The following is a 20902-nucleotide window of genomic DNA, read 5'->3' as shown; positions in this document are numbered from 1 at the left end:
CCTCAATGGACCGCGGGGCCGGAGGTGCTGTTGAGCCAGGTCCACTCGGACCAGGTGGCGAAACCGGTCTGCCACTTGTGGAAGACACCGGCACCGCTCGTACCGAAGACCTCGATGCGGCCGTCGTCATTGGCCGTGGCGATGACTTCCGTGCCGCCGGTGCCGAAGGACTCCCACTGGCCGTAGGGGGCGTTGACCCCCGTCTGCCAGATGTGCTGGGCGACACTGCCGTTGATCGCGAACACCTCCACCCGACCGTCGGCGGTCCGCTGACTGCTCAGCTGGGAGTCGGCGGGGCCGCCGGTGGGTTCCCACTCGGACCAGCTGGCCGGGCCCGTCTGGTACTTGTGGAAGACCCCGACGGGGCCCGAGGCGAAGACCTCGATCCGGCCGTCCTGGTTGTGGTCCACCGTCAGATCACGACCGCCACCACCGAAGGCCTCCCAGCCCGACCAGCCACCGTTCACGGCCGTCTGGTACTGGTGCTGGAAGACGTCCCCGTTCAGCGCGAAGACCTCAAGACGACCGTCCGGCGCCTTCTCCATCTCGATCCGACTGTTCGCCGGACCGCCACCGGCGGACTCCCACTCCGACCAGCCGCCGTTCGCCGCCGTCTGCCACTTGTGGAACACCCCCACAGGACCCGAGGCGAAGACCTCAAGACGCCCGTCACCGTTCGCCCCCACGGCGATGTCACGACCACCGCCGCCGAACGACTCCCAACCCGACCAGCCACCCGAAGGCTGCAGCTGATACCGGTGCTGGAAGGTGCTCCCGTTGATCGCGAACATCTCCAGCCGGCCATCCGCGTTCGACCCGATCGCCAGCTCCGCACCACCAGGACCGCCCAGGAACTCCCACTCCGACCAGGCCCCGTTCACCGCCGTCTGCCACGCGTGATGCACACCGTCCGCACCCGCCGCGAAGACCTCGAGACGACCGTCCGCCGACCGCGCCGACACCACCCGACCCGACTCCGCCGGATACACCAGCGGTGTGGGGCGGGGGCCGCTGCCGGGGACGCAGGGCAGCTCGATGCCGCGCTCCGCGAGGTAGGGCTCGGGGTCCACGCCGTACGAGGCGGAGGAGTCGCCCCAGATCCGCAGATGGAGGTGCGGGCCGGTCGAGTTGCCCTCGGAGCCCATCAGGGCGATCTGCTGACCGGCCACGACACGGTCGCCGACGAACACGTCCCGCTGGTACATGTGCCCGTACTCGGAGATCGTGCCGTCCGGGTGCAGGATGCGGATCCACTGGCCGTAGCCGGACTCGTAGCCGGAGATGGTCACCTCGCCGTCACCGACGGCGTAGATCGGCGTGCCGTAGTCGTTGGCGATGTCCACGCCGTTGTGGCCGCTGTGGTAGTGCTGCGACACGGGGCCGGCGGCCGGGCACGCGGCCGCGAAACCGGCGGCGGCCGACGGCCGGGCCGCCGTCGTCATCGCCGCCGCTGCCGCTGTCGGGGAGCTCACCGCGAGACCGGGCAGCAGGGCTGCGAACGCCGCGGCCGCACCCACGACGACGCGTCGGGCGCGCCGGGAAATTCCGAACGACACGAGACGTCCCCCCGTCACGCCTTGCGCAGGCGGTCGATGACGCCGTTGATGTCCCGCTCCAGCATGTCCCGGCGGACGAAGTGGCCGCCGGGCAGCTCGTACGACTCGTGCGGGATCCCGGCGCGGTCGAGGTGGTACTTGAACTCCCGCTGGGTCTCGAGCACCACGGTCTCGTTGGCGTAACCCTGGATGTCCTGCGGGCTGGTGCCGGCGACCAGGAAGATCCGCTTGTGCCGGTAGCTCTCGATGCGCTGGACCGGATTGTCGGCGGTGACCCGGGCCTCGTCCCAGAACGGCATGCCATAGACGCTGCCGCCGCCCAGCTCCACCGCGGCGGAGGACACATTGGCCCAGTGGGTGACCGCGCCGTTGTTCCAGCGCATGCTGGCGGGGCCGGAGTGGGCGCTGACCGAGGCGAAGTGCCCCCAGTACTTGGCCGTGTACTTCAGCGCGCCGAAGCCGCCCATGGAGAAGCCGGAGACGGCCCGGCCGTCGTACTCGGCGTACGTCCGGAAGTTCGCCTCCACCCACGGCAGCAGCTGCGCGATGTGGAAGTGCTCCCAGTTGCGGGGGCCGACGGCGGAGCTGACGGGGTTGGAGTACCAGCCGGCGCGGCCGCCGTCGGGCATCACGACGATGAGCCGCTTCCCGGCGGTCAGGCCCCGGATGTCGTGGTGGGCGTCGAAGGTGATGAAGTCCTCCAGGCCGCCGTGCAGCAGGTAGAGGACGGGGTAGGTGCGGCCGCTGTAGTGGTAGTCGTCCGGGAGCAGCACGTTCACACCGGGGTTCCAGCCGATGGCGTCGGTCTGGAAGCGGTAGTACCACATCCGGGGATCGCTCTCGTTGCGGTCGACGACCCGCAGGTCGCCGGCCGCCGCGGCGGTGGGTGCGGAGGCGAGCACGCCCCCGGCGCCGAGGGCCGCCGCGGCGGTGAGCCCGCCGGCGGTCCTGAGGATGCTCCTGCGGGTGGGGTGGTGCGCGGTCAACGTGACCTCCAGTGGGGAAGACATGGTGAGGGTCGGTCCGGCCGCCGTGCGGCGGCGGTTCGGAAGCTAGCGACCCTCTTCCCCACACAGAACCCGGAACCTTACGGAATGACAGGCGCGGCCCGGTTCGGTTAGGAGCGAGGGGGCGCGGGCGCGGGGCGCGCTCACGCGTTCGGGCGCGCCGTGGTGGCCCGCGGGGCGGGCGCCGCCCAGGCTGGGAGGGTCACCCCCGCCTGCGAGGAGCCGGCCGATGGACTCGACCGCGTACCGTTACGACGATCTCAGTGCGCTCTACGTCAACTGCACGCTCAAGCGCTCCCCCGAGGTGAGCAACACCGAGGGCCTGATCGAGCGCAGCCGGGAGGTGATGACCGCGCAGGGGGTGACGACCTCGCTCGTGCGGGCCGTGGACCACGACATCGCGTCCGGGGTGTGGCCGGACATGACGGAGCACGGCTGGGAGACGGACGCCTGGCCGGGGCTGTACGAGCGGGTGATGGCGGCGGACATCCTGGTGCTGTGCGGGCCGATCTGGCTGGGTGACAACAGCTCGGTGATGAAGCGGGTGATCGAGCGGCTGTACGCCTGTTCCAGCATGCTCAACGACGCGGGCCAGTACGCGTACTACGGGCGGGTCGGAGGCTGTCTGATCACGGGCAACGAGGACGGGGTCAAGCACTGTGCGATGAACGTCCTCTACAGCCTCCAGCACCTGGGCTACACGGTGCCGCCGCAGGCCGACGCGGGGTGGATCGGCGAGGCGGGGCCGGGGCCCTCGTATCTGGACCCGGGTTCGGGCGGGCCGGACAACGACTTCACCAACCGCAACACCTCGTTCATGGCGTGGAACCTGATGCACCTGGCGGCGATGCTCAAGCGGGCGGGTGGCGTTCCGGCGTTCGGCAACCAGCGCTCGGCCTGGGACGCGGGCTGTCGGCCGGAATTCGCCAACCCCGAACACCGCTGAGCCGGTCCCTTCGCTCTCGGTCCGCTCGCTCTCAGTCCTCGAAGAGCAGCCGCAGCGCCACCGCGCGGTAGTACCGCACATGGTGCAGGGCGAGCTTCGCGGCGGCGTCGGCGTCGCCCGCGCCGATCGCCTCGTACAGCAGGCGGTGCTCCTCCCAGAGCGGCTCCGGGTCGTCCACCTGCTGGAAGAGCCAGCGGAGCCGGCCCTCCAGGGATTCGAGGGAGGTGACGAGGAGTTCGTTGCGCGACATGCGGACGATCTGGGCGTGGAAGCCGGCGTTGGCGCGGGAGAGCCGTTCGGGGCCGCCGGCGTCGGTGGCGGCGCGTGCCTCGTCGAGCAGCCGGGCGAGGGTGGACAGCTCGGCGGGCGTCCGGCGTTCCGAGGCGCGGCGGACGGCGAGGACCTCCAGGGCCTCGCGCATGTCGAAGAGGTTCTCGACGTCCTGCCGGGACATCTCGCGGACGACGATCCGGCGCTGGGAGACGGCCTGGAGGAAGCCCTCGCCGATGAGGATGCGGATCGCCTCGCGCACGGGGACCCGGGAGACGCCGAAGTCCTCGGCGACGTCGCGTTCGACCAGCCGGTCGCCCGGCTTGAGACGCCCGGTGATGATGCGGTCGCGCAGCCCCTCGCAGACCCGGTCGCGGAGCCAGCCGCCCGTGGCGGCGGATGGGGCGGGGTCGGCCTCCCGTGTCCCGGTCATCTGTCCTCCCGGTGATCGATCACCTCACGGTATGCCACCGGGGCGGGGGCTCCTCGTCCCTGGGGGTGCGACGCCCGTCACGTCCCGGCCCCGGGCTCCTGACCTCCCCTCACGAGCCCGGGAACGGACCGGGTTTGGATTGCCGGACGATCATCCCTACGATCCTCCGATGATCACGAGAAAACGGTTGGCGACCGGGGCCTGCGCGCTGCTCGCCGCCCTGGCCGTCGGGCTCTTCCCGACCAGTGCCGCCGCCGACGACGGTCCCGCGGCCGCGGACTCCGTCAAGGAGGCCCCCAAGGTCGAGCTGGTGCTCGACGTCAGCGGCTCGATGCGCGCCCGCGACATCGACGGACAGACCCGTATGGCCGCCGCGAAGCAGGCGTTCAACGAGGTCCTGGACGCGGTGCCGCAGGAGGTCCGGCTCGGCATCCGCACCCTCGGCGCGGACTACGCGGGCCAGGACCGCAAGCGCGGCTGCGAGGACACCCGGCAGCTGTACCCGGTCGGCCCGCTCGACCGCACCGAGGCCAAGACCGCCGTCGCCACGCTCGCGCCCACCGGCTGGACCCCGATCGGCCCGGCCCTGCTCGGCGCGGCCGAGGACCTCAAGGGCGGTGACGCCACCAAGCGGATCGTGCTCATCACGGACGGCGAGGACACCTGCGCCCCGCTCGACCCGTGCGAGGTGGCCCGTGACATCGCCGCCAAGGGCATCCACCTGGTCATCGACACTCTGGGCCTGGTCCCGGACGTCAAGACCCGCCGCCAGCTGATGTGCATCGCCGAGGCCACCGGCGGCACCTACACCTCCGTGCACCGCACCGAGGAGCTGTCCGGCCGGGTGCGGCAGCTCGTCGACCGCGCCGCTGACCCCGTGGTGACGCCCGTGGCGACCGACGGCGCCGGGCGCTGCGCCGACGCGCCGACGCTGCGGCCGGGCCTGTACACCGACCGTCAGGTCATCGGCCGGCACCGCTGGTACCGGGTCGACGTGCTGCCCGGTCAGGAGCTGCGCGCCTCGGTGAGCATCGCCGCCGACCGGGCCGTGAACGAGGACTACGGCGTGCTGCTGCGGGCCGTCACCGTGCACGGGCGGGAGATCGTCCGCGGCTCCGAGGCGGGCGACGGGCGCACCGACGTCATCTCGACCGGTCTGCGCTATCCGAAGAAGGAGGACGACGACGCCCTGGACGACGACACGAAGCCCGCCGCCGAGACGGTCTGTCTCCAGGTCAGCAACTCCTTCTCCGCTCCCCCGCCCGTCAAGACGACCCCGGGCATGCCGGTCGAGCTCGCGATCGACGTCGTCGACGGCCCCGGATCCGCCTCCGACGTCGCCTCCTTCGGTCTCGGCCGCGGCTGGTGGCTGCTCGGGACCCTGGTGGTCGCCGGTTTCCTCGGCGGCCTGGTCTGGGGCTGGCTGTCCCGCTGGCGCGTCGCCGTCTGGAGGACCCACTGATGCGTACCTCGTCGAAGCGGACCCCGCTGGCCCCTGCCGCGACCGTCTCCCTCACGCCGCCGACCACACCCGCACCCACACCCGCACCCGGCGCGCTCGTACCGGGTGCGCTGATACCGGGCGTCCGGCGCGCCTTCCGCCGGCTGACGGCGAGCTTCGTGCTGGCGGGCGCGGCCCTGCTCGGACCGGCCGCCCCGGCGGGCGTCGCCGACACGACGACGCCGACGCCGAGCGGCAGCGCGAGCGGCACCGGGACGGAGGCCGGGCCGACCGAGGCCGGCACCTCCTTCCGTACCGCCGCCTTCTTCCGGCCGGGACAGCAGGCCACCGCACAGGCGTCCACGGGTGACTACCTGTACTGGGTGTTCCCCGCCGACACCGGGCAGCGGCCGACGGTCACCGCGACCGTCACGCTGCCCGACAGCGCGCTGCGGCACGGCTCCGCCGCCTGGCGGATCGACGTGTACGACGGGCTGCGCAGGCGGCAGCCGTGCACGTACGGCACCCAGTCCCGGAGCGCCGCCAAGGAGACCGCGACGGTGGAGCTGGCCTGTGCGCTGCGCCCGGTTCGGGCGGCCGCGGACACCTGGTCGAACGACCCGCTGCCGGGCAGCTACTTCATCCGCCTCACCGTGACCGGGCTGCCCGAGGAGGACCTGGGCCAGCCGTTCTCGGCGCGGGTCGGGGCGAGCGTCCACGACACGGGCGGGGCCTACGCGGCGGACGGCGCGCTCGCCGTGCCGCTGGTGCCCGGCGCCACCACGCCGGAGACGGTGGAGGCCCGGGCGCCCGAGGACGGCTGGTCCTCGGGCTGGTGGTCCGACCGCTGGATCTGGACCGCCGCGGGCGGCGTGCTCGCCGCCCTCGCGGGTGTCGGCGGCTACGTCCTGACGCGCGGCTCCGGCCGCCCCTCACGGGTGCCGCCCGCCGCCTGACCGGACGTCGGCCCCGGCTCGTCCCTGCTTCCCCGGCCCCTGTCGCCGCGCCCCCAGCGGGCGCCGGCGGCGGGGGCCGTCCCGTTCCCGGTCGGGTCCGGCCGGGGCGGGTGGCGCCCGGGCGGGTCGGGTCAGCGGCCGCCGGGACGGACCAGACCGGTCTCGTAGGCGTGGACGGCGGCCTGGGTGCGGTCGCGGAGGGACAGTTTGGCGAGGATGCGGCCCACGTAGGTCTTCACGGTCTGCTCGGCGACGACGAGCCGGCTCGCGATCTCCGCGTTGGACAGGCCCTGCGCGATGAGGGCGAGCACCTCCGTCTCGCGCTCCGTCAGGCTGCCGACGCGGTCCATGAGCGGTGTCCTGGGGGCGGGGCTGAGCCGGGAGAACTCGGCGATCAGCCGCTTGGTGACGTTGGGCGCGAGCAGGGCGTCGCCGCGCGCCACGATCCGTACCGCCTGGGCGAGTTCCTCGGCGGAGGCGTCCTTGAGGAGGAACCCGGCGGCGCCCGCGCGCAGCGCCTCGTACACGTACTCGTCCAGGTCGAAGGTGGTGAGGACGAGGACCTTGACGGTGGAGTCGGCGGGGGCGGTGAGGATCCGGGTGGCCTCGATGCCGCCCGTGCCGGGCATGCGGATGTCCATAAGCACGACGTCGGGCCGGAGTTCGGCGGCCTTGGCGACCGCGTCGGCTCCGTCGACGGCCTGGCCGACGACCCGGATGCCGGGTTCGGCGTTCAGCAGGACGGTGAACCCCTGCCGGACCATGCTCTGGTCGTCGGCGATGAGAACCCGGATGTCGTCGCTCATGAACCGTCCTTGCGGTCGAGGGGTGCGGGGAGGGTGGCGGTGATCTCCCAGCCGCCGTCGGGGGTGGGTCCTGCGGCGAGTTCGCCGCCCAGCATGGCGGTGCGCTCCCGCATGCCGAGCAGTCCGTGGCCGGGTTCCCGGCCGCCCTGTCCGGCACCGGCACCGGCACCGGCGGGCGCGGGCCGGGCGGCCCGGGCCGGGGGCGGGGGCGTGTTGGTGATCCGTACGGTCAGTCCGCCGGGGTGGTAGTGGGTCTCCACGGTGGCCCGGGTGCCGGGAGCGTGCCGCATGACGTTGCTCAGGGCCTCCTGGACGATGCGGTACGCGGAGAGTTCGGTGCCCGGGGAGAGCGGCCGGCCCTCGCCCCGGTTGGTCGCGGTCACGTCGAGTCCCGCGGCGCGGACGTTGTCGAGGAGTTCGCCGAGGCGGTCGAGGGTGGGCTGCGGGGCGTGCCGTACGCCGGCGGCCGTGTCGCCCTCCGCGCCGTCGCCGCGCAGCACGCCGAGGACGCGGCGCAGTTCGGTGAGGGCGTCCACGGCGTTCTGCCGGATGCCGGCCAGGTTCTCCCGGAGCTCCGGGGAGGGGTCCTCGACCAGGTGCGGGGCGACCTGGGCCTGGATGGAGATGACGGACATGTGGTGGGCGACGACGTCGTGGAGCTCGCGGGCGATCCGGCCGCGCTCCTCCAGCAGCGCGCGGCGGGCGCGCTCCTCGGCGGTGAGCTCCTCCTGTGCGACGAGCCGGGTGCGTGAGACACGGGCGGCGCGCAGCGCGCAGCCGAGGGCGGTCGCGGTGGCGAAGAAGACGGCGCCCTGCGGCAGGGTGATCAGTCCCGGGACGCCGCGCGGGACGACGGCGCCGATCCCAGTGAGCAGGGACAGTCCCAGGGCGGCGACGGCGGCGGCGGGGCGCACCCGCAGCGCCAGTAGGAGCAGCACCAGGGTGTGCAGCACGATGCCCGGCACGCTCCACGGCCAGGAGAGGCCGAACACCGCCGAGGTCAGTGCGGCGGTCAGGGCGAGCGCGGTGGTGGAGAGCCACAGGGCGGCGGCGGGCCGGGTGAGCGCCAGGACGGGCGCCGCGCTCTGGAGGACGACGAGCAGCGAGACGGCGCCCGTGGCGGGCTCCATGAAGCTCTCGTAGTGATTCGTGTTCCAGAAGCCCAGGAGGACGCAGACCAGCACGATGTGGCCGTGGGCGAGCCGGCCGAGATGGCGGTGGCGGGGCAGCGGGTCCCGGCGGTCCGGGCGCAGGTCCGCCCGCAGGACGGCGGGCGCGGCCCGCAGGATGCCCGGGGCCGCGCGCAGGGCGCTCTCCCACCGTGCCGTGTCCCCCACCGCGTTCCCCCCGCCGCCCGCGCCCCATGATCGTCCGTCCTGCCACAGCCTAGGCATGTCGTGCCTCCTTCCGGTCGCGGGGCCTCGCCCTCGGTGCGCGGACCGCGCGGCTGGTGCGTTCGTACGTGTGGAAGACGGCGCCGCAGATCAGCAGCGCGCCCGCGAAGAGCGGGAGCCAGCCGAGCCGCGCGAGGATCCAGGTGCCGCCGTCGGGCACGGTGTGGAGTCCGGCGAGCGGTCCGTGGCCGAGGAGGTCCGCGGTGAACAGTCCGGCGGCGGTGACAGCGATCATCGCGGTCTGGTGCCAGAGGAAGACGGTCATGGCGCGGAGGTTCAGCAGGGCCACCGCCGCCCAGGCCACGGGCCGGCGCAGGGCGCGGCGGAGCGGCCCGAGGAGCAGGACCGCGCCCCCGCACTGGGCCAGGCCGAAGGTGACGGCGGCGAGGGTGGGCGGGTTGAGGTTGGAGACGGGGGCGCCGGGCACGCCGACCATGGAGCCGGGGTAGCCGCCGAAGGCCACCAGGAGACCGGTCGCGGCTGCGCCGCCGAGCAGCAGGCCCCGGGCGGCGGCGGGAGCGAGGGGGCCGCGACGGGCGAGGAGGGCGCCGAGGCAGTACGGGACGAGCCAGCCGGCCGGCAGGTTGAGCCACCCGGTCCACTCGGGGCCGTCGAAGCCGAAGCGGACCAGGTCGACGTGGAGGACGACGGTGAGCGGCCACAGCGGGTGGAGGCGGGCGACGAGCGGGGTGGCGGCCGTGAGGGCGGCGAGGACGAGCAGGAACCACAGCGGGGACAGCACGAGGGTGCCGAGGGTGTGGAGGGTCTGCCAGGGCACTCCGCAGCCGAGCAGGACGGCCGTCGCGACGAGCCAGACCGCGAGCAGCGGGACGACCGGCCGGAAGAGCCGGGCGAGGCGGTCGGCGATCCACCGGCGGTGGCTCTCGCCCCGGGCGCGGGCGGCCGCGTGGCCGCGCGCGGCGACCTGGCCGCCGACGAGGAAGAACACCGCGAGGGTCTGGAACACCCAGGAGACCGGGGTGAACGCGGGCAGGTGGCGCAGCGGGCTCTCGGTGCGCAGGGTGCCGCTGTCGGCGACCAGGGCGGTGACGAGCCAGTGGCCGAGGACCACGCCGAGGATGGCGAGGGCCCGCAGGGCGTCGAGGGCCCGGTCGCGGCCCGGCGGGGTGGCGTCGGCTATCCGGCCGGCCGCGCGGGTGACGAGGTCACGCATGGGACGGCTCCCTTCCGGCGGTGATCGCGGCCAGGTTCCGCAGCGGTACGGAGCCGGGGGCGAGGTAGTCGCTGTGTCCGCCGTCGCCCGCGGCGAAGGCGCGGGCCCCGAAGGCCGGGTCCACGGGGTCGGTGCCGAAGCCGAGTTCGGTGCCGGGCAGGAGCGGGACGCGGAGGTGGGGCACCTCGCCGACCCAGTCGCCGGCGGCGCGGCCGGCCCATACGGTGGCGCGGGTGCGCAGGTCGTCGGCGTCGTCGAAGCCGGTGCCGGGGCTGCCGTAGAGGACGACCGAGGCGACGGGCAGGCCGGCCGCGGCGCGGGCGCACACCACGGAGCCGTAGGAGTGGCCGAGGAGGGTGATCCGGGCGCCGGGCCTGACCCGGGCCAACTCCTCGACGAGGGCGCGGAGTCGAGGGGCGGCCTGCTCGGCACGGCCGGGGGTGAGGGAGGCGGCGCTGCCGGTGGCGGGCGTGCGGTAGCCGAGCCAGGCGACGACGGCGACCCGGCCGCCGTGCTGCCGCCGGACGGTGTCGTGGAGCGCGGTCGCGCCGCGGTGGAAGCGGTCGTAGGCGTCGAGTCCGGTGTCGGCGCCGGGGACCAGGATCGCGATCAGGTCGGCGCGGGCCAGGTCGCCGACGACCTCGGCACTCCGGCCGCCGTCGCGCCCGTCGAAGGAGAGGAACTGGCGCCCGGGGGTCGCCATCCTCAGCAGCGAGGCGGCCCGCCGGTGTGCCCCGTGGGCCTGTGCCGTCCGCCCGGCGGCCCGCACCTCGGCCCGCCCGGCCGCGTACCGGGCCGCCAGCTCCGCGGCGAGCGCGGTGGGCTCGGTGGAGGACAGCGGCGCGATGGCCGTCGGCGCGGGCGCGGGCACGTCCGCGGGCCGGGCGGCTCCCGCGACCGGGACTGTCACGGCGGCGGTGACGAGCGCGGCGAGCAGAGTGCGGCGGACGCGGCCGAGGGAGGGTGCGCGGCGGTCGCCGCGCGGCAGGGGCGCCATGGGGGTCCTTCCGTACGGTGTTTCGTTCCGCTACGGAAGGTATGGAGCGCTCCTTGTGGTCGGCGTCCCGCCGGGGAGCCAACTCCGGCGGTAGCTCTCAGGTATGACGGGTAGCCGGTACCGTCTTCCTTCCGCTGCGAGCGGAAGGATCGGTCGGCCGGGCCCGCTCGGCGCGGACGGTCCACCGGCCGTCGGCCCGGGAGAGCGTGAGCGGCATCCCGAAGCAGGCGCCCACGAGGTCGCCGGACAGGACCTCGGCCACGGGTCCCCGGGCGAGGGCCCGGCCTTCGCGGAGCAGCAGCGCGTGGCTGGTGGCGGTGGGAAGCTCCTCCAGGTGATGGGTGACCAGGACGGTCGCGAGCCGCGGGTGGGCGGCCGCGAGCGCGTCCAAGGCGGTGAGCAGCTGCTCCCGGCCCGGCAGGTCGAGGCCCGTCGCGGGCTCGTCGAGGAGCAGCAGCCGTGGTGCGGGCATCAGCGCCCGGGCGATCAGGGCCCGGCCCCGTTCCCCCTGGGAGAGCGTCGGCCAGCGGGCCTCGCTGCGGGCGGTCAGTCCCAGGGTGGCGATCAGCTCGTCGGCGCGCTCCCGGTCCTGCCGGGTCGGCTCCCAACGGGGCGGCCGCTCGACGGAGTTGGTGAGCCCGGTGAGGACGACGTCCCGCAGCCGGGGCGCCGACCGCAGGGGGTGGCGGGGGTTCACATGGCCGATGTGGGCGCGCAGACCGCGCAGGTCGGTGCGCCCGAGCCGGTGGCCGAGCACCTCCACCCGCCCCTCGGTCGGGTGGAGATGGGCGCCGAGGAGGCTGAGCAGGGTGGTCTTCCCGGCGCCGTTGGGCCCCAGGAGCGCCCAGTGCTCGCCGGGGTGGACGGTGAGCGAGACGTCGGTGAGGAGGGCGTTGCCGTCGCGGACGACATGGACCGCGTCCGCGGTGAGGACGGGCTGGTTCACGGGGCCGGTGTTCCTTCGGGGTGGGCGTGGGCGCGGTTGACGGCCGACAGGACGGCCCGGACGGATGCGGTGAGGACCCGACGTGTCCCGGCCCGCGCCCCCTACGGTACGTCCCCCGACGTGTCCCCCGACCCGGCACCGCGCGTAGGCGACGGCGTCGCCGGCGGCTCCGGGACCCGTGGCGTGCTCGGTGAACTCGAGGATGTCGACGGTGATTCCGGCCCGGGCTGGGGCGTCGGCGCATGCGGAGAGCGGCCCTTTGCCGTGCCCCTCGCATCCGCACCGCGTACAGGAGGAGGGCGACGCGGAGGAGGCGGCCCGACTCGAGAGCGCGCGGAGCTGGGGGGACCCTGAGGCTCCTCCTCTCCCCCAGCCGCCCGGCTGACCGGGCCTCGGACGGCTGCGGGGCGCCTCGCCCGTGTGCGTACGACCCAACGGGCCGGATCAGCCGAGGTGGAGCGGGATCCGCAGGTCCGTCCCGGTCAGCGTGGCCCGCTCGGCGTCGGTCGGTGCGCGCCGGCCCGTGCCGACGAGCAGCGCGTCCCGGTCGGACATCGCTCCGGGGAACGCCGTACCGGCGATCTCCTCCAGCAGGCGGCGCGCCGCCGCGAGGCTGTCGGGGCTGGGCGGCGCCGCGTGCGGCAGGTGGGCGACGAGATCGAGGTGATGGAGCGTCCACTCCAGGACGTACGCGGACAGGTAGTCGCCCGCGGTGAGCACCTGGCCGCGGGTGGCGACCCGGAGCGCGGGGTCGGCGAGCTCGGCGGCCCGCCCGGCGGCGGAGCCGACGTCGTCGAGGTGGAAGAGCAGCAACCGCGGGTCCTGGTAGGCGGCGGCCAGCCGGACGGTGAGCGCGTCGAGCGGGTCGTCGCCGGTCGGCGCGGTGTCGGAGACCTCCCAGTAGGTGGCCGCGTCGCGCGTGGGTTCCGTGCCGGCCGGCGTCGCCAGCGTGATGAGGACGTCCTGGGCGTCGATCACGAGATGGCACACCAGATCGCGTACGAGCCAGCCGGCGCAGCCGGAGGGCCGCGCGAAGTCCTCGTCGGCGAGTGCGGCGACCGTGGCGCGCAGCGCCGTCCACGAGCGGGAGAAGTGGTCCACGGCCGCAAGTTACCAGCGCCCCGTGCCCGCGCCCGCGGTTATCGGTTCCGCTCGTAGCGCATCAGCACCACTCCGTTCCTGAAGGTGTGGGACCGGGCCAGGTGGAGAAGGGTGACGGGGCTGTCGGCGGGCGCGAAGAGGGGGGTGCCGCGGCCGACGAGGACCGGGTGGACGTAGATCTGGTAGGCGTCGATCAGGTCCTTCTCGCGGAACGCGGCGGCGAGCGACGCGCCGGAGAGGGTGAGGTCGCCGTCGGCGGCCGCGGCGAGGGCGCGGACCTCGGCGGGGTCCACCCGGGGCACGACGGTGGTGTTCCAGTCGGCCCGCTCCAGGGTGGTGGAGTAGACCGTCTTCGGCTTGGCGCGCCAGATCTCGGCGAACTCGCGCATGGCGGGGCTGAGGTCCGGGTCGCTGTCGGCGTTCGGCCAGAAGTCGGCCATCAGCTCGTGGGTGCGGCGCCCGCTGAGGAAGCCGCCCATGGAGGCGAGTTCGTCGTTGAAGTGCTGGTGCAGATCCTCGTCGACCTGGTGCCAGCTGATGTCGTGCCCCTCCCCCTCGATGTAGCCGTCGAGGGAGATGCCGCTGAACAGGACGATCTTTCCGGGCATGGGCAGCACGCTCCCTCTCGTCGGCGGAGGCCGCTGCGGCGCGGTGCCTGGACGAGGGAGCGTCGCGGCTCACACCATGCGGCGGGCGCCCTCCTTGATGGCCTCACGGATACGGTTATAGGTTCCGCAGCGGCAGATATTGCGGATCTCGTCGAGATCGGCCTCGTCGATCTCCCGTCCGGCCTCATGGGCGCGGCGTACGGCCGCCACGGCGGTCATGATCTGGCCGGGCTGGCAGTAGCCGCACTGGGCGACGTCGATGTCGAGCCAGGCCTCCTGCATCGGGTGCAGTTCCTTCCCCACGGTCGCGGGCAGGCCTTCGATGGTGGTGACCTCGTCGGTGTCCGCGAGGTCTTTCACCGGTACGGAGCAAGGGGTGAAGGCGCGGCCGTTGAGGTGGCTGGTGCAGGCCTGGCAGACGCCGACGCCGCAGCCGTACTTGGGGCCGGTGACGCCGAGGACGTCCCGGAGCACCCAGAGCAGCCGGACGTCGTCCTCGACCTCGGCGGTGACGGCCTTGCCGTTGAGGATGAAGGTGTGCTGGGGCACGGTGGCTCCTTGTTCCGTTCTTCGGGGGCGATTTTCGGGGGCGTGCTTCAGGGGCGTGCTTCAGGGGCGTGTTTCGGGGGCCCGGAGGGCTCGTAGGTCTCAGAGGGCGCGGTCGCGGCCGTCGGTCGGGGCGGCGGGGATCGGCGGGGTGGCGGGCAGCGGCGTGAAGGAGAGCGGCGCCGCGTGGTTGACCGGGAAGGTGGTCGGCATGGTTCCGGTGGCCCGGCCGTATGCGCAGGCGACGGCGGCCATGGCCGGGGCGACGGCCAGTTCGCCGGCGCCGCCGGGTTCGTCCGTGGTCGGGGGCATGACGACGATCTGCAGCTCGGGCGGCGTGTTCCACTGCCGGGTGTAGAAGTAGTTGTCCCAACTGCTCTCCAGGAAGCGACCGTTCTCCAGGTGAAGGCTGGAGGTGAGCGTGAGGGCGATGCCGTCGATGATGCCGCCCATCATCTGGGCCTCCAGACCGCGCGGGTTGACGGCGAGACCGACGTCGACGGCGCACACGATCTTGGTGACGCGCGGTCCGGTGTACGCGTCGCGGATCTTCCGCCCCGTGGTCTCCGGTCGACAGTCGATCTCGGCGAGGACGGCGACGAAGGCGTGGTACTCGGGATGGATCGCGACGCCCTGGGCCGTGCCGGGCTCCATCCGCCGCCCCCAGCGGCCGACTTCGGCGACCTTGTCGAGCACGGCGCGGGCCCGCTCGTCCTTGAGGTGGCGACGCCGGAACGCGAGCGCGTCCTGCCCCGTCCGCTTCGCGAGCTCGTCGACGACGAGCTCCTGCGCGCACCGCACGTTCGGCGAGTAGATGCCGCGCATCGAGCCGGTGTTGAAGCCGTGGTCGACCTCGCTGAGCAGCTGGGTGGTGACACCGAAGTGGTACGGGCTCGACTGGGTCAGCTGGAACATCGTCTCGGAGAAGGTGAGGTCGGCGACCGGCAGCCTGGCCGCCTCCGAGGTGATGATCTCGCCCACGCCGTGGCCGAAGTCGGTGACGACGGAGGTGTGCCGCTGCTCGTACGTGAGGACCTCGCCGAGCGCGTACGTGGCGCGGACCCTGGACGTCGACATCGGGTGCGTACGGCCCTGCCGGAAGTCGTCGGTGCGGTGCCACATGAGCCGGACCGGCTTGCCCATGGCCTTCGAGATCTCGGCGGCCTCACCGGCGGCGTCGTGGAACAGCTTGCGGCCGAACGAGCCGCCGCCCTCGGTGACATGGACCTTGACGGCGCTCACCGGGAGGCCGAGCTGGAGCGCGATCTTCTCCTGCGCGACGATCGGGGACTTCAGGCCCGCCCAGATCTCGGCGGAGCCGGGCCGTACGTCGGCGACGGCGCAGTTGGTCTCCAGCGCTCCGTTGCTGGCGAAGTGGAAGGTGAAGCGGGCGTCGACGGCCTTGGTGAGGAGATCGAGCGGCGGTACGACCAAGGGGAGTTCGGCGCCACGCAGTTTCCGCAGCACGGTGGCGTCGGAGGCGCCCTCGGCGGTGCCGGGACCCCAGGTGACCTTCAGGGCGCGGACGGCGTCGATGCACTGGCCGAAGGTGCGGCCGCGGACGGCGACGCCGGTGGAGACGGTGACGACGTCGGTGATGCCGGGCATGGCCGCGACCTCGGCGAGGTTGTCGACGGAGCGCACGGTGCCGTTGATCGTGGGCGGGCGGCAGACCATGGTGGGCAGCGCGCCGGGGACCTGGACGTCCATGGCGAACTTCTTCCGCCCCGTGACGGCGTCGAGGGCGTCGATACGGCGCTGGGCGGTGCCGACGAGCCGGAACCGGCCGGGGTCCTTGAGGGTGACGGAGACCTGGGTGTCGGTGACCGCCGCCGCCTTGACGGCGAGTTCGCCGTAGGTGAGGCGGACGCCGGCGGCGGAGATGACGGCTCCGGCCTCGGTGGTCAGGGAGTCGACGGCCACGCCGAGTTGCAGGGCGGCGGCGCGCAGCAGCCGGCCGCGGGCGACGGCGGCGGCGACCCGGAGGGGGGTGAAGGTGGAGACGGTGGTGTTGGAACCGCCGGTCAGCTGGTTGAAGAGCAGTTCGGGGCGGGCGTCGGCGAGGGTGACCCGGACGCGGTCGAGGGGCAGGTCGAGCTCCTCGGCGATGATCATGGCCGTGGAGGTGGTGATGCCCTGGCCGACCTCGGCGCGGGGCAGCGCGAAGTGGGCGGTGCCGTCGGGGTCGAGGCGGATGGTGATCAGGTTCGCCGTGGGCAGCGCGGCGAGGGTGAGCAGGTCGTTGAGGTCGAGGATCCCGGCGGGGCCGGGCAGGGACGGGATGACCCCCGGGGCCGCCGCGGGCACGGCGGCGGCCGCGGGTGCGGGCGCGAGGACGTCCTCGCCGATCCGGGCGGCGGCGGTCAGGGTCGGCGCCGCCAGCACGTAACCGAGGAACCGTCGCCGGCCCATTCCGCGCGGTGCCTCGGGCTCCTGTACGGGGTGGGTGGAGGGCGAAGCGGGTGCGGGGGGCGCGGAGGGTGCGGCGGGGTCCTGGGCTTCCATGGGCGTGACCTTTCGACGACGGGTCCGGGGTGGCTCGGCCGGGGCCGGGGTGTGGCCAGTGGTGGCCAGTGGATCATCACCCGAACGGCCCCGCGCCGGGGCGGAAACGGCGCGGAAACGGCGCAGCTTTCACACCGATCCCGCCAGGCCCTCACGTCGCCGGGAATAGCCGTCCCGGACGGGACGGTTGCGCAGAGGCGTGACGGCGGTGCACACCGCCCGGTCGCAGGCTCGGCCACCAGGACATTCCCCATGCGGAAGGCACGACGATGAAGATCGGCATCATCGGGGCAGGCAACATCGGCGGCAACCTCACCCGTCGTCTCACGGCGCTCGGGCACGAGGTGTCCGTCGCCAACTCGCGGGGCCCGCACACCCTCACGGCACTGGCCGAGGAGACCGGCGCGACGCCGGTCCCGGTCACGGAGGCCGCGCGGGGCGCGGAGGTGGTGATCGTGACCGTCCCGCTCAAGGCGGTCCCCGACCTGCCGGCCGGGCTGTTCGACGGTGCGGCGGAGGGCTTCGCCGTCCTCGACACCGGCAACTACTACCCGCGGGAGCGCGACGGCCGCATCGCCGCCATCGAGGACGAGGGCCTCACCGAGAGCCGCTGGACCGAGCGGCAGCTCGGCCACCCCGTGATCAAGGCCTTCAACGGCACCTACGCCCAGGACATCCTCGACCGCCCGCTCCCGGCCGGCGACCCGGAGCGGATCGCGCTGCCGGTCGCGGGGGACGACGAGGTGGCGAAGAAGACGGTGCGCGCGCTCATCGACGAGCTCGGCTTCGACACGGTCGACGCGGGCGGCATCGACGACTCCTGGCGCCAGCAGCCCGATACGCCCGTCTACGGCCTGCGCGCGGGCGTGGACGCGGTCCGTCAGGCCCTCGCCGACGCCTCCCCCGAGCGCCCGGCTGCCTTTCGCGGCTGAGCCGACGGGGTTCTCTCTCGGTACGACGGCGCTCCGGAGTGACGGGACGTCAGGACGGTCCGGAACCACGGCCGGACGCCCGTCGGGGTGGGTCGGTCCGCCGGCGCGTGTGACTTCCCGGCCCGGTCGCCACGGGTCAGGGAAGGGTGGCCGCGAGGGCGAGGCGGGCGGCGCGCTGGGTGCGGTAGGCGGCGAGCGGATCCGCGACCTCCGTGGAGACCTGCTCCTGGTAGGCCGTCTCGACGGCGGCCCCGAACCCCACCAGGTTCACCTTCCGCTTGCAGGCCACGTCCTTGACCGCGGCCGCGATCGCCTCGGGCCCGCCCGGGTCGTCCCACAGGTTGAGCTTCTCCTGCACCAGGTACGGGTTCTCGATGCCCGGGTAGCCGGCGCGCTCCATGCAGCGCGACCAGAGCCGGTAGACCCGCTGCAGGCGTGAGTCCTCCTTGGCACGGGCGTGCGCCTCGGCGGCGAGCTGGAACGGGAACGTGGGGTCGAGGCTCGCCCGGGTCGGGACGTAGAGCGTGCGGTAGCCCTCGCCGAGGCAGCCGTCGACGGGGACGGTGCGGCCGTTGACCTGGACTCCGCTGTCCTGCTCCTGGGCCTCCTCCTCCGAGAGCGGGTCGTGGAACGGCGGTGTGTCGCCGGGCCGGTGGCCGTACAGGGCGGTGAAGGCGTCCTCGTCCAACTCGGGTTGCTCCGGGCGCGGCGGGCGGGGCTCCCCGGCCGTGCGGTCGTAGCCGTGGGTGGCGGCGAAGACGGGGTCGGCGAGGCCGAAGAGGTAGCGGTGGCGGTCCTCGGGGCCGGAGACCACGGGCGGATCCTGACGTGCGTAGGTCACGCCGTAGCGGGCCATGCAGCGTGTGGTGAGCCGGTTCTGCGCGACGTCGCTGAGGCGCCGCTCCGCGGAGGAGTCCGTGATGCTGTCGAAGGGCAGCACCAGGGAGGCCGTCGGCGGGTTGACCAGGATGCGGCCGAGGGACGGTTCGTCACGGTGACCGCTGCCGTCCCGCGCGGCGGCCGAGCCGACGGGCAGGCAGGCGAGCAGGGCGGCTGTCAGCACACTGGTGACGGCCGCTGCGCGGCGATGTCGGGCGGAACGCATGGCTGGGCTCCTTGTCGTCGGTGTGTCCGGTGTCGTGCCCACCGACGGGAGTCTGTGGATCACACAAGGAGCGGGCAAGCCCATGTCCGACATTCCGACTCCCTGTGACAGAACGGACTCATTGGCGTCGGAGCCGGAGTCGGTGTCGGCGTCGGTCCGTCACACCATGACCGCCGTGCGGCGGACCGTACGGCGGACAGCCCCGCCTGCCAGGAGTCACGTGCCGGGCGCAGGCGGCCACGCCCTGAGCGGGATCCGCGCCTCCCGCTACGCGACGGAGCGCATGACGTCACCGCGCGCCGGGACCGGCTGCTCGGCCGACCGGCGGCGCCCGGACTGGCCCCATACGCCGCGGGCCGTGGCGACGGCCCGGCCGCCGCAGCCGCGCAGCTGGGTGCGGGAGAGGCGGGCTCGCTGTCCGCCGCCCGCGATGAGCGCGTTGACGGACGCCATCGGGTCACCACCCACCGAGCGGGCCAGGAGCGCGCCGACCACGACCGGCAGCAGCGCCACGGCGAGCGCCGAACCGGTGGCGGTGGCCGTGGCGGTGACGTGGCGGAGGGGGCGGGCGGCGGCGGTGCGCGGGGCGTCGTCGGTCATGACGACAGTTCATCAGCGGTCCCGGCGCCGGAACATCGGACGAGGTACTCAGTCCACTCCGCCCCGGGTACTCAGTGCCGCACGTGCGCCGCGTGGTCGCCGGTGGCGTCCCACACCACACCCCCGCCCCGTCGTGCGGGTGGAGCGCGGTTCGTCGTGAGGTTGTCGAACCAGCGCGTGGGCGGCCGCCGTACGGGAGGGCGTTTCCTCGTGGGCACGCGCCGGGCGGGAGTGATGGGATGGCCGTGCGGACGCGCTCGCGGCCGCATGCCGTCCCCGCAGCGAGGAGCAGTGTCGTCATGGCCGACTACCGGATCGAGACCGTCCGCACCGGATACCGCACCTGGACCGCCCGCAACGACCGTGGCGCCGAGGTGCGGATCGCGGCCGAAGACGACGCGGCGGCCCAGCCGTCGTTCACGCCCGTCGAGCTGCTGCTCGCGGCGATGGGCGGCTGTGGCGGGCTGGTCATCGACCGGACGGCGCGGGCCGTCGACCACGACGACCTGCGGATCGTGGTGGAGGGCGTGGCGGGCCCGGAGGACGACGGCCGGATCGGGCGGATCAGGGTGAGTTACGAGTTCGAGCTGCCCGACAACAACCCGCGGGCGGCGGACGTGTTCGCCCGCGGGGTGCGGCTCACGCACGAGAAGTACTGCACGGTGAGCCGCACCGTGGAGCACGGCGCGGAGGTCGAGGCACTGCTGCCGGACGGATCGACCGGTTTCCGCGCGGGCTGAGCCACCCGGCCGGGGCCGGCGCGCCGCACCGGACGCGGGCCGGGACTGTGGCGCTTCCAGGCAGACCACGCCCTGCCGGGCCCTGTCGGCGGGGCCGGTCGTGGCGCACCGCCGGGTCCGGGCGGCCCGGTCCTACTCCTCGATGGCACCGCCGATGCGACGCAGGTGCTGCCGGAAGGTGTACTCCGGGTCTTCGGCCCGCCGTCGGAGGTACTCGTCGAAGCGGGTCTGGTCGCGCAGGGTCTCCCCCGCCCGGATCCGCCGGGCTTGGTTCCGCTCGGTGCGGAAAATGGTCTCGGCGGTGTCGAGCACGGCGTCGACGCGGTCGGCCGCCACGAACAGCACGCCGTCGTCGTCGGCGAAGACGGCGTCGTCGGCGCCGACGGTGTGCGCGCCGAAGCGAGCGGTGCGCAGGGCCTCCGGCCCGCGCGGGTCGAGGCGTACGGGGCCGGGGGCGTGGGCCCCATAGGAGAAGACCGGCATGCCGATCTCGACCAGGTCGGCGGTGTCGCGGTGCAGGCCCCAGACGACGACGCCGGCGAGACCGGTGACCTTCGCCTCCAGGACGGCGAGGTCGCCGACGCAGGCCTCGTCCTCGCGGCCCTCGTTGTCGATGACGAGCACGTCGCCGGGGGCGGCGTGGGTGGTGAAGGCCTCCAGGAAGACATCGACGCTGCCGTAGTGCCGGACGGGGAGCGCCCGCCCGGCGACGCGGTGACCGGGGACCACCGGCAGGATGCCGGCGGGTGCGGCCCGCAGCGGCACCCCGAGCCGTACGCAGGCGTCGGCGACCAGCGGGGTCGAGAGCTCGGTGAACCTCTTGTGCATGGGGCGACGGT

The 20902-nt window shown here is 73.8% G+C and carries 20 protein-coding genes; 5 read left to right on the top strand and 15 right to left on the bottom strand.

Translation table 11 applies throughout. The features are described from left to right. Window positions 1-2: 2 nt before the first annotated feature. Both ACFY7C_RS19040 and ACFY7C_RS19035 read right to left on the bottom strand, forming a co-directional pair. The gene (locus ACFY7C_RS19040; RefSeq protein ID WP_389651486.1) at window positions 3-1556 is read right to left on the bottom strand and encodes a peptidoglycan DD-metalloendopeptidase family protein; all 1554 of its coding nucleotides are present in this window, start codon (window positions 1554-1556) and stop codon (window positions 3-5) included. Window positions 1557-1570: 14 nt separating this feature from the next. After that, window positions 1571-2542, bottom strand: coding sequence for an alpha/beta hydrolase (locus ACFY7C_RS19035; RefSeq protein ID WP_389652756.1), 972 nt, complete (start codon window positions 2540-2542; stop codon window positions 1571-1573). A gap of 250 nt (window positions 2543-2792) precedes the next feature. On the opposite strand from ACFY7C_RS19035, the gene ACFY7C_RS19030 reads away from it, so the two are divergent. Continuing rightward, the gene (locus tag ACFY7C_RS19030) at window positions 2793-3509 is read left to right on the top strand and encodes a flavodoxin family protein (RefSeq protein WP_389651483.1); all 717 of its coding nucleotides are present in this window, start codon (window positions 2793-2795) and stop codon (window positions 3507-3509) included. Window positions 3510-3540: 31 nt separating this feature from the next. Here the strand turns inward: ACFY7C_RS19030 and ACFY7C_RS19025 are convergent, their stop codons facing one another. Further along, the gene (locus ACFY7C_RS19025) at window positions 3541-4212 is read right to left on the bottom strand and encodes a GntR family transcriptional regulator (RefSeq protein WP_389651480.1); all 672 of its coding nucleotides are present in this window, start codon (window positions 4210-4212) and stop codon (window positions 3541-3543) included. Between the two features lie 169 nt (window positions 4213-4381). On the opposite strand from ACFY7C_RS19025, the gene ACFY7C_RS19020 reads away from it, so the two are divergent. Next, window positions 4382-5674 (top strand): VWA domain-containing protein, encoded by a 1293-nt coding sequence (locus tag ACFY7C_RS19020; protein ID WP_389651476.1) that lies wholly within the window; start codon window positions 4382-4384, stop codon window positions 5672-5674. Next, window positions 5674-6609 (top strand): hypothetical protein, encoded by a 936-nt coding sequence (locus ACFY7C_RS19015; protein ID WP_389651473.1) that lies wholly within the window; start codon window positions 5674-5676, stop codon window positions 6607-6609. The genes ACFY7C_RS19020 and ACFY7C_RS19015 overlap by 1 nt, the downstream gene beginning before the upstream one ends. Before the next feature lie 131 nt (window positions 6610-6740). On the opposite strand, the gene ACFY7C_RS19010 is transcribed toward ACFY7C_RS19015, so the two are convergent. From ACFY7C_RS19010 to ACFY7C_RS18970, 9 genes are all read right to left on the bottom strand, one after another. Further along, complete coding sequence (locus ACFY7C_RS19010) at window positions 6741-7415, bottom strand: response regulator (RefSeq protein ID WP_389651470.1); 675 nt, start codon at window positions 7413-7415, stop codon at window positions 6741-6743. Beyond that, the gene (locus ACFY7C_RS19005; protein ID WP_389651467.1) at window positions 7412-8809 is read right to left on the bottom strand and encodes a sensor histidine kinase; all 1398 of its coding nucleotides are present in this window, start codon (window positions 8807-8809) and stop codon (window positions 7412-7414) included. Before ACFY7C_RS19005 ends, ACFY7C_RS19010 begins: the two co-directional genes overlap by 4 nt. Next, on the bottom strand, window positions 8802-9983 hold the full coding sequence (locus tag ACFY7C_RS19000; protein WP_389651465.1) for an acyltransferase: 1182 nt from the start codon (window positions 9981-9983) through the stop codon (window positions 8802-8804). Before ACFY7C_RS19000 ends, ACFY7C_RS19005 begins: the two co-directional genes overlap by 8 nt. Continuing rightward, window positions 9976-10980: an alpha/beta hydrolase gene (locus tag ACFY7C_RS18995; protein ID WP_389651462.1), complete on the bottom strand. Its 1005-nt coding sequence runs from the start codon at window positions 10978-10980 to the stop codon at window positions 9976-9978. The genes ACFY7C_RS19000 and ACFY7C_RS18995 overlap by 8 nt, the downstream gene beginning before the upstream one ends. Before the next feature lie 97 nt (window positions 10981-11077). After that, window positions 11078-11926 carry an ABC transporter ATP-binding protein gene (locus ACFY7C_RS18990; RefSeq protein ID WP_389651459.1) on the bottom strand — a complete coding sequence of 283 codons (849 nt, stop codon included), beginning with the start codon at window positions 11924-11926 and terminating at the stop codon, window positions 11078-11080. Window positions 11927-12370: 444 nt separating this feature from the next. Then, window positions 12371-13027, bottom strand: a complete 657-nt coding sequence (locus ACFY7C_RS18985) for a maleylpyruvate isomerase N-terminal domain-containing protein (protein ID WP_389651457.1) — start codon at window positions 13025-13027, stop codon at window positions 12371-12373. Between the two features lie 38 nt (window positions 13028-13065). After that, window positions 13066-13635, bottom strand: a complete 570-nt coding sequence (locus tag ACFY7C_RS18980) for a dihydrofolate reductase family protein (protein ID WP_389651454.1) — start codon at window positions 13633-13635, stop codon at window positions 13066-13068. A gap of 69 nt (window positions 13636-13704) precedes the next feature. Further along, the gene (locus tag ACFY7C_RS18975) at window positions 13705-14184 is read right to left on the bottom strand and encodes a (2Fe-2S)-binding protein (RefSeq protein ID WP_389651451.1); all 480 of its coding nucleotides are present in this window, start codon (window positions 14182-14184) and stop codon (window positions 13705-13707) included. Window positions 14185-14283: 99 nt separating this feature from the next. Next, window positions 14284-16686, bottom strand: a complete 2403-nt coding sequence (locus ACFY7C_RS18970; RefSeq protein ID WP_389651448.1) for a molybdopterin cofactor-binding domain-containing protein — start codon at window positions 16684-16686, stop codon at window positions 14284-14286. Between the two features lie 245 nt (window positions 16687-16931). Here ACFY7C_RS18970 and ACFY7C_RS18965 point away from each other — a divergent pair, with 245 nt between their 5' ends. Further along, window positions 16932-17618, top strand: a complete 687-nt coding sequence (locus ACFY7C_RS18965) for an NADPH-dependent F420 reductase (protein ID WP_389652753.1) — start codon at window positions 16932-16934, stop codon at window positions 17616-17618. Window positions 17619-17754: 136 nt separating this feature from the next. Here ACFY7C_RS18965 and ACFY7C_RS18960 read toward each other — a convergent pair whose 3' ends face one another. Continuing rightward, the gene (locus ACFY7C_RS18960) at window positions 17755-18723 is read right to left on the bottom strand and encodes a hypothetical protein (protein ID WP_389651446.1); all 969 of its coding nucleotides are present in this window, start codon (window positions 18721-18723) and stop codon (window positions 17755-17757) included. Between the two features lie 267 nt (window positions 18724-18990). Continuing rightward, entirely contained in the window at window positions 18991-19323 is a 333-nt protein-coding gene (locus tag ACFY7C_RS18955) for a hypothetical protein (RefSeq protein ID WP_389651444.1), read from the bottom strand. 299 nt (window positions 19324-19622) lie between these two features. Here ACFY7C_RS18955 and ACFY7C_RS18950 point away from each other — a divergent pair, with 299 nt between their 5' ends. Next, window positions 19623-20063, top strand: a complete 441-nt coding sequence (locus ACFY7C_RS18950; protein WP_389651441.1) for an OsmC family protein — start codon at window positions 19623-19625, stop codon at window positions 20061-20063. Window positions 20064-20195: 132 nt separating this feature from the next. On the opposite strand, the gene ACFY7C_RS18945 is transcribed toward ACFY7C_RS18950, so the two are convergent. Further along, a complete protein-coding gene (locus tag ACFY7C_RS18945) occupies window positions 20196-20891 on the bottom strand; it encodes an RraA family protein (RefSeq protein WP_389651438.1) in 696 nt (231 codons plus the stop codon). Window positions 20892-20902 lie beyond the last annotated feature (11 nt).

It is taken from the genome of Streptomyces sp. NPDC012769 (assembly GCF_042901205.1).
In the GTDB taxonomy this organism is placed as follows: domain Bacteria; phylum Actinomycetota; class Actinomycetes; order Streptomycetales; family Streptomycetaceae; genus Streptomyces.
The sequence above is the reverse complement of the archived record's forward strand: the minus strand, read 5'-3'. Positions and strand labels throughout refer to the sequence as shown.

Coding starts and splice junctions, on each gene's coding strand:
- ACFY7C_RS19030 (WP_389651483.1), top strand. CDS start 2,793: ATGGACTCGACCGCGTACCGTTACGACGATCTCAGTGCGCTCTACGTC.
- ACFY7C_RS19025 (WP_389651480.1), bottom strand. CDS start 4,212: ATGACCGGGACACGGGAGGCCGACCCCGCCCCATCCGCCGCCACGGGC.
- ACFY7C_RS19020 (WP_389651476.1), top strand. CDS start 4,382: ATGATCACGAGAAAACGGTTGGCGACCGGGGCCTGCGCGCTGCTCGCC.
- ACFY7C_RS19015 (WP_389651473.1), top strand. CDS start 5,674: ATGCGTACCTCGTCGAAGCGGACCCCGCTGGCCCCTGCCGCGACCGTC.
- ACFY7C_RS19010 (WP_389651470.1), bottom strand. CDS start 7,415: ATGAGCGACGACATCCGGGTTCTCATCGCCGACGACCAGAGCATGGTC.
- ACFY7C_RS19005 (WP_389651467.1), bottom strand. CDS start 8,809: ATGCCTAGGCTGTGGCAGGACGGACGATCATGGGGCGCGGGCGGCGGG.
- ACFY7C_RS19000 (WP_389651465.1), bottom strand. CDS start 9,983: ATGCGTGACCTCGTCACCCGCGCGGCCGGCCGGATAGCCGACGCCACC.
- ACFY7C_RS18995 (WP_389651462.1), bottom strand. CDS start 10,980: ATGGCGCCCCTGCCGCGCGGCGACCGCCGCGCACCCTCCCTCGGCCGC.
- ACFY7C_RS18980 (WP_389651454.1), bottom strand. CDS start 13,635: ATGCCCGGAAAGATCGTCCTGTTCAGCGGCATCTCCCTCGACGGCTAC.
- ACFY7C_RS18970 (WP_389651448.1), bottom strand. CDS start 16,686: ATGGAAGCCCAGGACCCCGCCGCACCCTCCGCGCCCCCCGCACCCGCT.
- ACFY7C_RS18960 (WP_389651446.1), bottom strand. CDS start 18,723: ATGCGTTCCGCCCGACATCGCCGCGCAGCGGCCGTCACCAGTGTGCTG.
- ACFY7C_RS18955 (WP_389651444.1), bottom strand. CDS start 19,323: ATGACCGACGACGCCCCGCGCACCGCCGCCGCCCGCCCCCTCCGCCAC.
- ACFY7C_RS18950 (WP_389651441.1), top strand. CDS start 19,623: ATGGCCGACTACCGGATCGAGACCGTCCGCACCGGATACCGCACCTGG.
- ACFY7C_RS18945 (WP_389651438.1), bottom strand. CDS start 20,891: ATGCACAAGAGGTTCACCGAGCTCTCGACCCCGCTGGTCGCCGACGCC.